Source organism: Vibrio sp. 10N.261.55.F4 (assembly GCF_041470465.1).
Classification (GTDB): domain Bacteria; phylum Pseudomonadota; class Gammaproteobacteria; order Enterobacterales; family Vibrionaceae; genus Vibrio; species Vibrio crassostreae_C.
In genome coordinates this window covers 18,151-33,758 of sequence record NZ_JBFRMM010000015.1, presented here as the reverse complement: position 1 = coordinate 33,758, position 15,608 = coordinate 18,151, and the positions used below count along the sequence as shown (strand labels likewise).

General features: G+C 44.2%; 15 protein-coding genes. 6 read left to right on the top strand and 9 right to left on the bottom strand.

All coding sequences use genetic code 11. From position 1 onward, the window contains the following. Positions 1-55 precede the first annotated feature (55 nt). On the top strand, positions 56-1,642 hold the full coding sequence (locus AB4249_RS08500; protein WP_017062195.1) for a cation:proton antiporter family protein: 1,587 nt from the start codon (positions 56-58) through the stop codon (positions 1,640-1,642). Positions 1,643-1,877: 235 nt separating this feature from the next. Next, positions 1,878-3,548 (top strand): asparagine synthase B, encoded by a 1,671-nt coding sequence (asnB, locus tag AB4249_RS08495; RefSeq protein WP_017062196.1) that lies wholly within the window; start codon positions 1,878-1,880, stop codon positions 3,546-3,548. 78 nt (positions 3,549-3,626) lie between these two features. On the opposite strand, the gene rfaH is transcribed toward asnB, so the two are convergent. Then, the gene (gene rfaH / locus AB4249_RS08490; protein ID WP_017068990.1) at positions 3,627-4,133 is read right to left on the bottom strand and encodes a transcription/translation regulatory transformer protein RfaH; all 507 of its coding nucleotides are present in this window, start codon (positions 4,131-4,133) and stop codon (positions 3,627-3,629) included. A 501-nt stretch (positions 4,134-4,634) separates the two neighbouring features. Between rfaH and AB4249_RS08485 the strand changes: the two genes are divergently transcribed. Then, entirely contained in the window at positions 4,635-6,032 is a 1,398-nt protein-coding gene (locus AB4249_RS08485; RefSeq protein ID WP_372102834.1) for a peptide MFS transporter, read from the top strand. 123 nt (positions 6,033-6,155) lie between these two features. On the opposite strand, the gene hemH is transcribed toward AB4249_RS08485, so the two are convergent. The 3 genes from hemH to htpG all read right to left on the bottom strand — a co-directional run bounded on the left by hemH (position 6,156) and on the right by htpG (position 10,333). Then, positions 6,156-7,118: a ferrochelatase gene (gene hemH, locus AB4249_RS08480; RefSeq protein ID WP_017063404.1), complete on the bottom strand. Its 963-nt coding sequence runs from the start codon at positions 7,116-7,118 to the stop codon at positions 6,156-6,158. Positions 7,119-7,395: 277 nt separating this feature from the next. Continuing rightward, the gene (adk, locus tag AB4249_RS08475; protein WP_017062200.1) at positions 7,396-8,040 is read right to left on the bottom strand and encodes an adenylate kinase; all 645 of its coding nucleotides are present in this window, start codon (positions 8,038-8,040) and stop codon (positions 7,396-7,398) included. A 388-nt stretch (positions 8,041-8,428) separates the two neighbouring features. After that, positions 8,429-10,333 carry a molecular chaperone HtpG gene (htpG, locus tag AB4249_RS08470; protein ID WP_017062201.1) on the bottom strand — a complete coding sequence of 635 codons (1,905 nt, stop codon included), beginning with the start codon at positions 10,331-10,333 and terminating at the stop codon, positions 8,429-8,431. A 271-nt stretch (positions 10,334-10,604) separates the two neighbouring features. Here htpG and AB4249_RS08465 point away from each other — a divergent pair, with 271 nt between their 5' ends. From AB4249_RS08465 to AB4249_RS08455, 3 genes are all read left to right on the top strand, one after another. Then, positions 10,605-11,516 (top strand): winged helix-turn-helix domain-containing protein, encoded by a 912-nt coding sequence (locus AB4249_RS08465; RefSeq protein ID WP_372102832.1) that lies wholly within the window; start codon positions 10,605-10,607, stop codon positions 11,514-11,516. Position 11,517: 1 nt separating this feature from the next. After that, positions 11,518-12,033 (top strand): regulatory protein ToxS, encoded by a 516-nt coding sequence (locus AB4249_RS08460; protein WP_029222673.1) that lies wholly within the window; start codon positions 11,518-11,520, stop codon positions 12,031-12,033. Positions 12,034-12,165: 132 nt separating this feature from the next. Continuing rightward, positions 12,166-12,486 (top strand): SelT/SelW/SelH family protein, encoded by a 321-nt coding sequence (locus tag AB4249_RS08455; protein ID WP_004734242.1) that lies wholly within the window; start codon positions 12,166-12,168, stop codon positions 12,484-12,486. A gap of 30 nt (positions 12,487-12,516) precedes the next feature. Here AB4249_RS08455 and yfcE read toward each other — a convergent pair whose 3' ends face one another. The 5 genes from yfcE to AB4249_RS08430 are packed head-to-tail and all read right to left on the bottom strand — an operon-like array spanning position 12,517 to position 15,379. Further along, positions 12,517-13,062 carry a phosphodiesterase gene (gene yfcE / locus AB4249_RS08450; protein ID WP_372102829.1) on the bottom strand — a complete coding sequence of 182 codons (546 nt, stop codon included), beginning with the start codon at positions 13,060-13,062 and terminating at the stop codon, positions 12,517-12,519. Positions 13,063-13,109: 47 nt separating this feature from the next. Then, positions 13,110-13,517, bottom strand: a complete 408-nt coding sequence (locus AB4249_RS08445; RefSeq protein WP_076646480.1) for a CBS domain-containing protein — start codon at positions 13,515-13,517, stop codon at positions 13,110-13,112. Continuing rightward, positions 13,514-13,864 (bottom strand): P-II family nitrogen regulator, encoded by a 351-nt coding sequence (locus AB4249_RS08440; protein WP_004734245.1) that lies wholly within the window; start codon positions 13,862-13,864, stop codon positions 13,514-13,516. Before AB4249_RS08440 ends, AB4249_RS08445 begins: the two co-directional genes overlap by 4 nt. Continuing rightward, complete coding sequence (locus tag AB4249_RS08435) at positions 13,854-14,648, bottom strand: DUF1538 domain-containing protein (RefSeq protein ID WP_108117863.1); 795 nt, start codon at positions 14,646-14,648, stop codon at positions 13,854-13,856. The genes AB4249_RS08440 and AB4249_RS08435 overlap by 11 nt, the downstream gene beginning before the upstream one ends. Beyond that, positions 14,645-15,379, bottom strand: coding sequence for a DUF1538 domain-containing protein (locus AB4249_RS08430; RefSeq protein ID WP_017079455.1), 735 nt, complete (start codon positions 15,377-15,379; stop codon positions 14,645-14,647). The genes AB4249_RS08435 and AB4249_RS08430 overlap by 4 nt, the downstream gene beginning before the upstream one ends. Positions 15,380-15,608 lie beyond the last annotated feature (229 nt).

Below are 15,608 nucleotides of genomic sequence, written 5' to 3'. Positions count from 1 at the left end.
GTGTTTGTATAAACACGGCCCGTTTTTTTAAGCTAGGGAACTACAACAACAAGTTATGGAACTTATATTAATATCCACTGCGTTTATCGCAGGATTTATTGCTTTAAAGTGTCACCTTCCCCCATTAGTTGGTTTTTTGGTTGCAGGCTTTGGGCTTTTTGCCTTTGGCTTTGAAACCAATGACACCATCATTACTTTAGCTGACCTTGGTGTCACGCTGCTTCTATTTACTATCGGCTTAAAGCTCGATATCAAAACCCTACTCTCTAAAGAGATCTGGGCTGGCGCGACAATCCACAACCTTTTGTCCACTCTGTTTTTCGCCGTCGCCCTGTTTGGCTTTAAGTTCTTAGGTATTTCATCGCTAGCTGCCATGTCGGTAGAACAGATCGTTCTGCTCGGTTTTGCTCTTTCATTCTCTAGTACTGTATTTGCGGTTAAGACTCTGCAAGAGAAAGGCGAAATGAATGCGACCTACGGAACGTTAGCGATTGGTATCTTGGTCATGCAGGATATCTTCGCCGTAGTATTCTTAACGGCTTCTACGGGCAAAATACCTGAGTGGTATGCAATTGCTCTGTTTGCCCTACCCTTATTACGCCCACTGTTCTACAAAGTGCTCGATTGGGTTGGTCACGGTGAGATGCTGGTTCTTTCCGGCATCTTCTTCGCATTAGTCGTCGGTGCTGGTTTATTCCATTTGGTTGGTGTGAAACCAGATTTGGGGGCTCTTGTTCTAGGTATGTTACTTGCTGGTCACCCAAAAGCCTCAGAATTATCAAAGTCGCTGTTTAACCTTAAAGAACTTTTCCTTGTCTGTTTCTTCTTGAATATTGGTCTGTCAGAGCAACCAACCATTCAAGGCTTTATGCTCGCAATCTTGTTCTTGCTGATGCTGCCAGTGAAAGGTGTTCTCTACTTCTTGGTACTCAACCGCTTCAAGTTCCGTGTTCGAACGTCTCTACTTGCCTCGCTATCACTGTTTAACTATAGCGAGTTTGGCCTCATCGTTGGTGGTCTCGCCTTCAAGATGGGTTGGATGTCGGGTGATATCTTAGTTGCCGTTGCCATTGCAGTTTCACTGTCTTTTCTAATCGCTGCTCCTTTAAACCGAGCTGGTCATAAGCTTTATCAGCAGTCAGGTAAATGGCTAAAAGAGCATGCGTCAGAAAAGCTTCACCGACGTGATAAGCGAATTGACCCTGGTCGTGCCCAAGTGCTTATTCTAGGTATGGGCCGAATTGGTACCGGTGCTTATGACGAATTACGTACTCGCTATGGCAAGGTCAGCCTAGGTGTAGAAGTGCGTGAAGAAGCCGCGCACAACCACAGAAGCCAAGGCAGAAACGTGATTTCTGGCGACGCGACTGACCCAGATTTCTGGGAGCGAATTCTAGATACAGCAAACGTAAAGCTGGTGATTTTGGCAATGCCTCACCACCAAGGTAATCAAACCGCTTTAGAACAATTAAAGTCACGTAACTTTAAAGGCCAAATTGCGGCTATTGCTGAATATCCCGATCAACTCGAAACACTGAAAGAGAATGGCGTTGATGCGGCATTTAACATTTACAGCGAGGCTGGTAGTGGTTTTGCTCGCCACGTTTGCGAACAGTTAAATCCAAATATCAATAAAATCTAGTATTAGACAGTGTTCAACTAAACCTCTCAAAACTGCCTATTTTTCGCAATTTTGAGAGGTTTTTGTTTAAAAAACCAACCGCAATTAAACATCACACACCAAAAGCACATAAAAATTAGATAATTTCTAACAGAACACCCTTTATATTATTTTTTTGCTCACATCCGGTTGCTTTTTTTAGCCAGAATGGCAAATTGAATGCAGTTGATTTGGAAATTATTTAAAAGGAAGTTCTATGTGTTCAGTATTTGGCATTCTCGACATTAAAAGTGATGCCGCAGCACTTCGCCCTATTGCTTTAGAAATGTCTAAGAAGCTTCGTCACCGTGGTCCAGACTGGTCTGGTATCTATGCTGGTGAAAAAGCAATCCTTGCTCATGAACGTCTTGCTATTGTTGGCTTGAACAGTGGTGCTCAACCACTATACAGTCAAGACAAAAAGCACATTCTTGCAGTAAACGGTGAAATTTATAACCACAAAGAACTTCGTGCACGCTATGAAGATAAGTACCAGTTCCAGACTGATTCTGACTGTGAAGTTATCCTAGCGCTATACCAAGAGATGGGTGCAGACCTTCTAGAAGAGCTTAACGGTATTTTCGCATTCGTTTTATACGACGAAGAGAAAGACGAGTACCTAGTGGGCCGCGATCATATTGGTATCATCCCGCTTTACCAAGGTTACGATGAGCACGGCAACTACTACGTGGCTTCAGAGATGAAAGCATTGGTTGAAGTATGTAAGACGATCAGTGAATTCCCTCCAGGTAGCTTCTACTCTTCGAAAGATGCTGAACCTCAACGCTACTACATCCGAGATTGGAACGAGTACGCTGCGGTACAAGGCAACAGCACAAGCAAAGAAGAACTGACTGAAGCGCTAGAAGCAGCAGTTAAACGTCAGCTAATGACTGACGTTCCTTACGGTGTACTTCTATCTGGCGGCCTTGATTCATCAATTACTTCAGCCGTCGCAAAACGCTTTGCTGCAATGCGTATCGAAGATGATGAGCAATCTGAAGCTTGGTGGCCACAACTGCACTCATTCGCTGTTGGCCTTGAAGGCGCACCAGACCTTATCGCTGCTCGTGAAGTTGCGGACAAGATCGGTACTGTGCACCACGAGATGACTTACACCATTCAGGAAGGCTTAGATGCCATCCGTGATGTTATCTACCACATCGAGACTTATGATGTAACGACGATTCGTGCATCAACGCCAATGTACTTGCTTGCTCGTAAGATCAAAGCAATGGGTATCAAAATGGTATTGTCTGGCGAAGGTGCTGATGAGATCTTTGGTGGTTACCTGTACTTCCATAAAGCGCCAAACGCGAAAGAGTTCCACGAAGAGACAGTACGTAAGCTACTTGCTCTAAGCATGTTCGACTGTGCTCGTGCAAACAAATCGCTAGCGGCATGGGGTGTTGAAGGCCGTGTACCATTCTTGGATAAAGAGTTCATCGATGTCGCAATGCGTCTAAACCCTGAAGACAAGATGTGTGGTAACGGTAAGATGGAGAAGCACATCTTGCGTGAGTGTTTTGAAGACTACCTACCAGATTCAATCGCATGGCGTCAAAAAGAGCAGTTCTCTGATGGTGTTGGCTACGATTGGATTGATACATTGAAAGCAACGGCTGAAGCAAAAGTAACGGATCAACAAATGGAAGCTGCTAAGTTCCGTTTCCCTTACAACACGCCAACAACCAAAGAAGGTTATGCTTACCGTGAAATCTTTGAGGAGCTATTCCCTCTAGAATCTGCGGCAGAGTGTGTACCTGGTGGTCCTTCAGTTGCTTGTTCATCAGCGAAAGCGATTGAGTGGGATGAGTCATTCAAAAACTGTGTCGACCCATCAGGCCGTGCAGTACAAGCCGTTCACAACGATGCTTACAACGCTTAGAGCGTTTTGAACAAATCCTAAAGACTAAAAAAGGCGCATTATGCGCCTTTTGTTTTAAGCCTATTTTTATTACTGCAGTTATGCGCGAGCTTGTAGTGCTTCGTTCTCAATACTGATTGGAACGACTTGGCTGATCATTTTCACCAGCATAATCGATCGAGCCTCACCGTCTTTCTGATCGAAAATAGCTTCAACCCCAGCAAATTGGCCACTCTGAATCTTAACTACCTGTCCAGATTCAAACTCAACACAACAATCTTCCACTTCGTTACTGCAGCACTTCTCAAACTCTTTAAGTTCAAACACCAAGTCTCCTTGGACCTCGTGCGGCAGTGAACCGAACTTAATAAAGTCCACAACGCCACGTGTTGAACGAACGGTCGTGAAGCTAGGACCTTGCTCATAGTCGAAGCGAACAAAGATGTAAGACGGAAACAGCGGTTCTTTGACCTGCTTTTCTTTCCCTCTCACCACCTTTTCGACTTCTATTTGAGGGTAAAAGCACTCTACCCCCTGATTCTCTAAGTGCTGCTGAGCGCGTTTTTGATCACCACGCTTACAGTAAAGCAAATACCAACGTTTCATTTGACTAGCCATTTTATATTTTTAGATATTTTACCACATGCCTAAAACGGTTAAATCACCATTAATAAAATGAATCGTTGCTAACGAAAAATAATGCGTAGCAGACCAATTTATCAACAAAAAGTTATAGGTGTCGGAGTGGTTAAGCATTGTACAGAGATCATTTAGAGATCAAAAGACTCATTGTTGTAAGCATATGTATGCCCCACCTAATGCGCATGCCACTCCCTTCAAACTCAAAATGATACACCAGAGCAATATATCTAAAGATTTTAATTCAACACAACTTTAATGAAGGTTATTAACCAACCAACTCAAATCTGGAAAATTAGTTTGCAGCACATCTAAAATGGGCAACATTAAAAATAAAGATATTTAATATCAACACCTTAGTTAAACCAAGTTGTCGTGACCATAAAATAAGTCTATTGCAGACTTTTATCCCACTGTGTATACATGAATGACCATAAAATCTTTTAATACCTAAAATTAGTAAAACTTATGCCAAGCAACCACAACATCTTTGGCCACCCTAGAGGCCTATTTCTACTTTTTAGCACAGAGCTATGGGAACGTTTCTCTTACTATGCGATGCGCGCCATCCTTGTCTTATTTTTGACTGACACTACCCTCAACGGTGGACTGGGTTGGTCAACGAAAAACGCACTCGATCTCTACGGTATTTACACCGGTTTAGTCTACATCACACCATTAATTGGTGGCTGGATTGCCGATAACTACCTAGGTCAGCGTAAATCAATTCTGATTGGCGGTGTATTAATGGCACTTGGCCAATTTACACTGGCTCTACCTAACGGCTTCATCGGTTTAGACCAAGTGAACGCTCTGTACCTTGGTTTAGCACTGCTAATCAGTGGTAACGGTATGTTTAAGCCGAACATCTCAACCATGGTTGGCGATCTGTACCAAGAAGGCGATAACCGCCGTGACGGTGCTTTCACCATTTTCTACATGGGCATCAACTTAGGTGCGCTGCTTGGTGGATTAATTTCAGGTGCTGCTGTCGATTCATTCGGTTGGAAAGCAGGTTTCCTAGCCGCTGGTATTGGTATGGTTATTAGCTTGATCATGCAAGTGACAATGGCTCAGTCTTGGTTAGGCAACATCGGTTCTGTACCTGCTGCTGCAAGAGCGAAAGCACTGAACAAATCTAAAGAAAAAGCGCCACTGACCAAAGAAGAGTTCGACAGACTAAAAGTGATTCTTATCATGGGTCTGTTCGTGATTGTATTCTGGGCGGGCTTTGAACAAGCTGGCGGCCTAATGAACATCTACACTCAACAATATACTGACCGTATGATTGGTGGCTTTGAAGTTCCTGCTGCGTGGTTCCAATCTTTGAACCCATTCTTCATCATTACACTTGCTCCAATCATTGCTGCGTTCTGGGTGAAACTGGGTAAGCGTGAACCCAACTCTCCTGTGAAGTTTGCAATGGCATTGTTCTTCTTAGCACTGGGCTTTGTGTGCATGATGGGCGCGGTAATGGAGCAAGGCGGTGACCTAACAGTGAAAACATCAATGCTATGGCTAGTCGGCGCTTTCTTCTTCCATACCCTTGGTGAGCTTTGTCTATCTCCTATTGGCCTGTCGTTGGTCACTAAGTTAGCTCCGCTTCGCCTAGCATCATTGATGATGGGTGCATGGTTTGGCTTCAATGCGGTGGCAAACTACGTGGCAGGCCTGGTTGGTTCTCACGTTGGTGAGCTTGGTGCTATGTCAATCTTCAGTGGTATTGCTATCACAGCAACGGTGAGTGGCATATTACTGCTGCTTTGTGCTGGTAAGCTTGTGTCATGGATGCACGGCGTAGAAACCAACATGACGCTTGAAGCAGAGCCTAAAGCTAAGCAAGCAACAGAGACATCTGCGGCTTAACTCTCAAGCTGTTTCAAAACGAAATATCCTGATCAAAAAGGGCTGCTCAATGAGCAGCCCTTTTGTTATTTGTATTATGCGCCTTAATGCTAACGATAAGTCATAATCAAGGCTCAGCATCTGTTAGCGATACAGCGCCACTAACTCTGCCATCATATCGATGTGCGAATCTCTGTCGTTCAGACACATAATGTAGCTAAAGTCCGAACCACCAGCGTCAATGAAAGTCTCTTTACACTGGTCTGAAATCTCTTCCAACGTTTCCAAACAGTCAACCGAAAAGGCAGGTGCCATAATGTCGATCTTCTTGATGCCTTTACTCGGCAGTGATTCAAGTGTCTCGTCAGTGTATGGCTTCAACCACTCTTCTCGACCAAATCGCGATTGGTATGTCATTGTGATATCGTCCGCTGACAAACCTAACTCTGCCGCAAGCAGCTTTGTTGTCGCTTCACAATGCTGAGGGTAGATATCGCCTTCATCAGCCAGTCGCTTCGGAATACCGTGGAAAGAACACACTAAATGATCGGCTCTGCCATTTTTATCCCAATGACTGCGGACGCTTTCAGCCAATGCTTTGGCATAGCTTGGGTGCGCGTAGTAGTCGCGAATAAAGCGATAGCTCGGGATAACTGGCATCTGCTTAAAGGCTTTGGTTAAACCATCAGAAACCGCCGCTGTGGTTGTACCAGAGTACTGCGGATATAAAGGCAGTACGATGATGTCCTCAACGCCCTGCTCCATCAGTTGCTCAACACCAGTCTTTAGGCTTGGGTTGCCATAGGTCATACCCAGTGCAACAGGCATCTCTAGCTTCTTCTGGAGCTTTTCAGCTTGTCTTTGAGAGTACACAAGCAGTGGTGAGCCTTCATCCATCCAGACAGACTGATACAGCTTAGCAACTTTAGGCGAGCGAATCGGTAAAATCACCCCATGTAATATAGGACACCAAAGCCAACGCGTTAGGTTTACAACTCGCTTGTCGTGTAAGAATTCACTCAAAAATCGACGAACGCCAGCGGGGGTCGCCGAATCTGGAGTTCCTAAGTTCACCAGTAAAACACCCTGCTTTTTATTATTTTCCATAGATACCTGAGACCAATATGTGATTTTCTGGAAAGTAATATACTAATCTGCATAAGTTTAAGATCATTGCGCCTCAATGAAAGTCTGAATAATCACTCTTCATATGAGATACACAACATCCACTCTCAATTGCTAGCCACTGCCATCGGGTCTGAACCGTTCTGAATCATGTGCAATCAAATTATCTAGATTGGTATCGTACTAAAAATTGAAACAAAAAAAGCGACCCTTAAGGTCGCTTCCAATATATCAAATTCTAAAACTGGCTGTTAGCCAATTATGCTAGTGCTTTCTCAAGTTCTGCACTAACTTCAGCAACTTGCTTAGTACCATCAAACTTAAGGTACTGAGTGTTGCCTGCTTCAGCTTCTTTACCGTAGTAAGAGATTAGCGGAGCTGTTTGATCGTGGTATACACCTAGACGTGCACGAACTGTTTCTTCTTTGTCGTCATCACGTACCACTAGGTCTTCACCCGTTACGTCATCTTTACCTTCTTCTTTAGGCGGATTGTACACAGTGTGGTATGTACGACCAGAAGGAAGGTGAGCACGACGACCAGCCATACGCTCAACAATCACATCGTCAGCTACGTCGAATTCAACAACGTAATCAACAGCGATGCCCATTTCTTTTAGGCCATCCGCTTGTGGGATTGTGCGTGGGAAACCGTCTAGTAGGAAACCTTTCTCACAGTCATCTTGAGCGATACGCTCTTTGATAAGACCAAGGATAATTTCATCAGAAACTAGCTGACCAGCGTCGATTACTGATTTTGCTTGCTTACCAAGCTCAGTACCCGCTTTGATAGCAGCACGTAGCATGTCACCAGTTGAAATTTGAGGGATACCAAATTTGTTCATGATGAAGTTAGCTTGAGTACCTTTACCCGCGCCAGGAGCACCTAGAAGAATGATGCGCATGTTTAATCCTCTTATAAAATTATGATTTATACCGAAGCTCACTATCCCTCCACTCTTGCTCATTTTTAGGATGAACAGAAAGCGTTAAGTAACCATTGAGGCTAAGCAAAACTGTGAACAGAAGCAAAACGGTAAGTTTCGGTATAACGTTTAAAAATCATACAACTGGAGTTGATAGCTTCCTAGCCCCAGCTGATTAGGTCGAGCATTCTATCACATTAATATTCAATTTGGCTGAATTTACGACTAAAGAATGCATCGACAACATTTGTTGTGACGATAACGGTGACGTTGACCACGTTAGGTCAATTTTCAACGACGTTCATAAAAAAAGCCCGCATTTGCGAGCTTTTTATTACAATCATTGGCTTAACCTAAAGTCGAAAGACTAACGCTTTGTTAGTAGCTCGTTGATTGCACCCAAGAATTGTGACGGATCTTCCATTGAGCCCTTTTCAGCCAGCATCGCTTGACCAAGTAGCAACTCAACCCAACGACCAAACGCTTGCTCGTCTGCTTCGTCAGCCATCTGTTTAACCAGTGCGTGCTCAGGGTTAATCTCGAAGATGTACTTCACTTCCGGTGCCGCTTGACCCGCAGCTTCAAGAAGCTTCGCCATTTGCGTGCCCATTTCGAAGTCGTCAGTCACAACAACCGCAGGTGTCGTTGCTAGCTTGAAGGTCGTACGAACTTCTTTAACACGACCACCTAGGTAAGATTGAGTACGCTCAACAACAGATTTGAACTCTTCTTCTGTCTCTTTTTGCTTCTCTTTCTCTTCTTCACCTTCAAACTTGCTTAGGTCTAAGCCTGCTTTAGTGATCGATTGGAACTGTTTACCGTCGAAGTCAGTCAGGTAGTTCATTACGTACTCATCAATACGATCGTACATTAGAACCACTTCAATACCTTTAGCTTTGAACTGCTCCAAGTGTGGGCTGTTCTTAGCGGCAGCGTAGCTATCTGCTGTCAGGTAGTAAATCTTATCTTGGCCTTCTTTCATGCGCTCAACGTAAGATTCTAGGCTGATGGTTTGTTCAGCAGAATCCACTTCCGTTGACGAGAAACGAAGTAGACCAGCGATCTTCTCTTTGTTCGCCATATCTTCAGCCGGGCCTTCTTTCAATACTAGGCCGAACTCTTTCCAAAACTCTAGGTACTTATCATTGTCATTCTTCGCCATGCGCTCAAGCATAGTCAGTACACGCTTGGTACATGCGCCACGAAGAGACTGAGTTACCTTGTTGTCTTGCAGGATTTCACGAGACACGTTCAATGGCAGATCGTTTGAGTCAATCAAGCCACGAACGAAACGCATGTAAGATGGCATGAACTGCTCTGCGTCATCCATGATGAATACACGCTGCACGTAAAGTTTCAAGCCACTCTTGTGGTCACGGTTCATCATGTCCCAAGGTGCTTTCGCTGGGATGTAAAGCAGGCTTGTGTAATCGTTCTTACCTTCAACCTTGTTGTGGCTCCAGGTTAGTGGATCAGCAAAGTCGTGAGATACGTGTTTGTAAAACTCTTGGTACTCTTCTTTCTCGATATCAGACTTGTTACGAGTCCAAAGTGCTTGCGCCTTGTTGATCTGTTCCCAATGTTTCTCTTCGGTGTCTTTACCTTCGTCATCTTTCACTGCTGTGAAGATAGAAACAGGAATGCCGATGTGGTCAGAATATTTACCAATCACTTCACGCAGACGCCACTCATTTAAGAACTCTTTACCGTCTTCACGCATGTGCAGAACGATGTCAGTACCACGAGACTCTTTAGTGATGTCTTCGATTGTGTAATCGCCTTCACCTGCAGAGTGCCACTGAACAGCTTCATTGTTCGGCAGGCCAGCTGCACGTGTGCGAACCGTTACCGCGTCTGCGACGATGAATGCAGAATAGAAACCCACACCAAATTGACCAATCAGTTGAGAGTCTTTGCTTTGGTCTTCAGACAGCTTTGAGAAAAAATCTGCAGTGCCTGACTTAGCAATCGTACCTAAATGCTCAATAACGTTGTCGCGGCTCATACCGATACCGTTATCAGAAATGGTTAACGTGTTTGCTTCCGCGTTGAAAGAAAGTTTTACACCTAGATCTGCATCACCTTGGTAAAGGTCACCGTTCGATAGAGCTTGAAAACGAAGCTTATCAGCCGCGTCAGATGCGTTAGAGATCAGCTCACGTAGAAAGATTTCTTTATTTGAATACAGTGAGTGAATCATTAGATGAAGTAGTTGTTTTACTTCAGATTGAAAGCCACGAGTCTCTTTATTTTGCGTTGCCGTTTCGCTCATTTTTACTCCAAAACATCTATACTTTATGTTGAATAATCATAGGGGCGTAACACTTGATGCCACTCTTCTGTTCATTAACATGAGGATGACAAATGTAAATTCAAGGTCAAAAATCATAAAAACACTGTTTTTTTTATCTGTTTTTATTATCCTTGAGCCTGATAAATATAAAAGAACATAAAATAAGCCATGATTTGGTGAAGAATTAACGGAACTTCACCTGAGATTTGTCTATTTCGCCCCCCAAAACAATCCAAAATAGAAGAATTCAATGAGTAATATCGGCACAAAGTTTATTCTCGCACAACGGTTCGTATTCGACCCAAACAGCAATTCACTTGTCGATCAAATGAGCGACGGTGAAGTCGTACGTCTTGGTAGCAATGAAAGCCGCATTCTCTTGATGCTGTCAGAAAGGCCTAATGAAGTTATCACTCGTAATGAATTGCATGAGTATGTTTGGCGAGACCAAGGCTTTGAGGTGGATGACTCAAGCTTAACGCAAGCCGTATCGACTCTGAGAAAGATGCTCAAAGACTCGACTAAATCTCCTGAATTCGTAAAGACAGTACCGAAGCGCGGTTACCAATTTATTGCGACCGTTGAGCGCTCTGCGCCACTGTCATCAAATGATCAGCCAGTAGCCGCTGAAATTGCAGAAAATGACGTTGAACCTATCCTAACGTTTGCAACGCCTGCAGCGACTGAACAAGCAATCACTGACACATTTGAACCTGAGCCAATTACAAAAGTTCAAGAGACCAAGGTAGAACTAGAACCAGCAACCGCTCCTGTTGTAGCTCCAACTAAAAGCACCAATAAATGGTTAACATTTTGGTTACTGCTTGCCGCTTTCATCATGCCGATTCTCGTTTTAACGTTTACTACCCCGGTGGAGTCCGAGTTCACGGTTTTGACTGAAGTGGATGGTGTAAAGGTTCAATCACCGGTTAACCACCCAGACCTCAGCAGTTGGCTGCCAGCAATAGAAAAGTGTGTATTAAGTTACAACACGAGTCACACTGGTGTGTTAAAGCCGGCTGAAGTGATCGCTACAGGAGGACAAACCAATAACCTTGCCCTCAATTACATTCACCCGCAAGATTACTCGAGCGAAAATGTAACCCTAAGAATTTACGCAAACCAGTCGGATGTAAACGACATTTGTAACGGTGGTAAGTAACATGAAATTAAAAGTATCGATTATTTTACTGGTTCTATCTGCGTTCTTAAGTGGTTGGTTATATTGGGGCAGCGATGCAAAAGTAGAGCGCTTACTCACTCAGCATGAATGGCAATCGAAAATGGTGACTCTGATTAGCGACAACAAGCAAGCTGATGCAATCGGCCCGCTTCGTAAAGTTGAATTGTCATCGAATGCGAAATACCTACCAAATGGTACGTACCTGAGAATGTCAGTGGTTAGGCTGTACAGCACTCAAACTGCACCTGCGAATGTGATCAACATATCAGAAACAGGTCAGTGGGATATTAACGATAACTATTTACTGATTTCGCCAACGGAGTTTAAAGATGTAACTTCGGCTGAGCGCCAAGACTTTTCGGAAGAGCAACTCGAACTTATCACTCAAGTGATTAAGATGGATGCAGAGCAAAGCCGACGCATTGATATAATTAATCAGAAAGCACTGCTGCTCACTAGCTTAAATCACGGTTCTACCGTTTTGTTCTCAAACTAAAACTCTGCAGTTATTTATGTATATCAATAGCTGAATACCATTAAACGGTAAACCAATAGAAAAGGGGCATGATGCCCCTTTTTTGTTAGCCGTTGGTATCAAATTACGGATTTAGCATTTTAAGGATTAACTATGAATACGGATCAACCAAATCTGACTCCAGCTAAAGAGACAGCAACAAAAGCGACAATCGCTATACACTATTGCCGTCAGTGTAATTGGATGCTTCGTTCTAGTTGGTTATGCCAAGAGCTGCTGCATACCTTTAGCGAAGAAATTGAACAAGTGAGCTTGCATCCAGACACCGGAGGCAGGTTCGAAATCTTTTGTAATGGTGTGCAGATTTGGGAAAGAAAAGCGGATGAAGGTTTTCCAGAAGCGAAAGTTCTGAAGCAAAGAGTGCGAAACATCATTGCTCCAGACAGGGACCTCGGCCACGTAGACTCAAAGTGAACCTTTTCTAACGCCGCCGATTGAGTTTATTTAAAGCTCGCCAATCACAATTACGTCACCTTCAAGGCTAATGACTTTAAAGGTATTATTTTCATAGATGCCATAGCTCGCTGCATGGCCATCTCGTGGGAATGTCACCGAACTAGGGTTAAAGATAAAGATATCATCTTGGTATTCGGCAACTGGAATATGAGTATGCCCATGGGCAATAATATCACCCGCTTTTAGTGCTGGTCGTTTAGTGGTGTTATACAAATGACCATGGGTTAGAAAGATACGCTGACCTGATTCCAATAACACCCATGAGTAATCCATCATCATTGGAAAAGACAACAGCATTTGATCCACTTCACTGTCGCAGTTACCACGAACGGCGATGATCTCTTGAGAAAACGCATTCAACTTCTCTGCAACCGCCGGTGGATTGTATCCTTCTGGAATCGGATTTCTTGGCCCATGATTCAGAATGTCACCCAATAGCACTAAATATTGCGCACCAGACGCTTGGTAGAGTTCTAATACCTTTTCTGTTGCTGGCAGCGAACCGTGTAGGTCTGAAGCAAAAAATAATTTCACACGTACTTCTCCATAAAATTTATGAGCCTATTGTACGTATCTAAATGCTACACGTCATCTCTCGCCATACCGTTGATCACGATATTATTGTAACTAACCATACCGACTATCTTGTGATCACGAACTACTGGCGCGCGACTGATACCAAAGCGTTCAAACAGGCGAGCGCAATACTTTACGTTCATCTCAGCAGACACGCTTAGCGCTGGCTTGGTCATGATTTCATAAACATTAGTTCGCTTCGGAGATCGATTTTTAGCCAACACTTTCTTTGCTATATCATTCATCAACACGATACCGTACTCGTCATCCTCGTGGCGTTTATCGACAATGATTGCTTTCACTTTGTGCTTCTTAGCCATCTCTATCGCTTCTAACACCGTAGTTAGCCCATCGATAATCACATACGTATTGGCCATGACATCGCCTACTCGGATCTTTTCACTGGTACTCATAGCTCATCCTCCACAACCTTTGTTAACGTCTCAACTTGATGCGCAACGCCGACTGCATCTTCCACATCTATCTGTACTGCAATACCCTGTCCCGATTCTTGGTCAAACTCCCCCACCTCACTAATTCTTTCAAGAATATGCCTTGCTAGATGCTCCTCAACGACAAACAGCAGCACATCTTTTTGCACCTCTAATGTTAATCCGAAGAAGGTGCGCTTTTGGTTTAAGCCCTGCCCTCTGGCATTATTAATCACGGTTGCTCCGGTTGCGCCCGCATCACGCGCGGCATCGAGCACAATGTCGGTTTTGCTCTCTTCTACAAACGCTAGGATAAGTTTAAAGCGCATCTTTGCTCTCCTTAGAGGTGTGTAAACGGTTTAACCATTGGGTTATTTGGGCGTAGCTCATCACCGAAATGATGGGGAACAAACTCGCAAAGGCGATTAAGCCGAAACCGTCTATTACTGGATTTCGTCCCGGTACAGTTGAAGCAAGCCCTAATCCAAGAGCCGTCACTAAAGGTACAGTCACGGTAGATGTCGTAACCCCGCCTGAATCGTAGGCCAATGGAATGATCAATTTGGGGGCGTAAAAGGTTTGAATCACCACAATGACATAGCCACAAATAATGTAGTAATGGATAGGATCGCCCGCAACGATACGGTAGCTACCTAATGAGATACCGATGGCAACGCCTAATGCCACGGCGATTCTCAGTCCGTTAACACTGATACTGCCACCGGATACTTGGTTTGCCTTAATCGCTACAGCAATCAAAGAAGGCTCGGCTATCGTGGTACTAAAACCAATACAAAACGCAAACAGGTAAACCCAGTAATAATCAAACCAAGCCAATGAAAGACCAGAACTGATCTTAAACTCAGTCAAAAAGCTTGGTTCGGTGAGTTGCATTGCCATCGTCTCCCCTAGAGGGAATAACGCGAGCTCCAACCCCATCAAAAAGAGTGATAAGCCAAGAATGACGTAAAAGAAACCGATGAGCACTTTGGCAAGGTTATTGACAGGCTTACGCAGTACCACTAACTGAAAACCGAAGATGATCACCGCAATCGGAATCACATCCATCACAGTGCCTAGAAAGGTGTCGATAAATTGCTGCACACTGATCATGTCACCACCATCCCGTACACCATGACAAACATCATCGGCAGCAGTGAAGCAAAGGCGATCAATCCAAAGCCATCAATCATCGGGTTTCGTCCTTTAATCGCCGAGGCTAAACCCACCCCTAATGCGGTCACTAACGGAACGGTGATCGTCGATGTTGTGACACCGCCAGAGTCGTACGCAATCCCAATAATGTTTTCAGGGGCGAAAGCGGTGAGCACCACGACTCCAATATAACCACCGATGATCATGTACTGAATTGGCCAGCCTTTTAAGATCCGAAGTACTCCTAATAGAATGGCAATACCGACCGATAACGCCACGGTGAAGCGCAGGCCATCGGCATATTGTTCCCTTTCATCTAAAGAGTTGGGAATAACACCACCTTCAGCTGCAACTTCTGCTGCTTCAGCAGCCACTGCGGTTAACGCGGGTTCGGCAATGGTGGTACCAAAACCTAAACAGAAAGCGAAGGTCAATAACCAAAACACGCTCCCCTTGCGAGCAAAAGCTTGAGCCATCGACTCGCCGATTGGGAACAGACCCATTTCAAGGCCAAAGATAAAGAAAGTCAGCCCAAAGACCACCAACACTAAGCCAGTTAGAATAGACAAAAGATGAGGGAGTGGTTCTTGCAAAACAGCAAGCTGGAAGAAAGCAATCACCGCCACGATCGGCAAGAGATCCCTTAGGCTACCTAACATGGCTCGAAACAAAGCAAGCACTGCCGTCATCGCAACTCCTTGTGACTGAAATTGTGTCTGGTTATTAATTACTAATAATCATGGCAAATCCTTATCATTCCTTATGTGACAAATATTACGCAGTTGGTAACATATCGGAGTAAAGTGCATAAATGTGATAGCGGTATATACCCAAGTAACCTCAAGATGCGTGGCTCAGCGAGAGTTGCCTAGTTTGCAAACGAGCTAGGTGGATTTAATTTCACTCCTGAGTAAATTG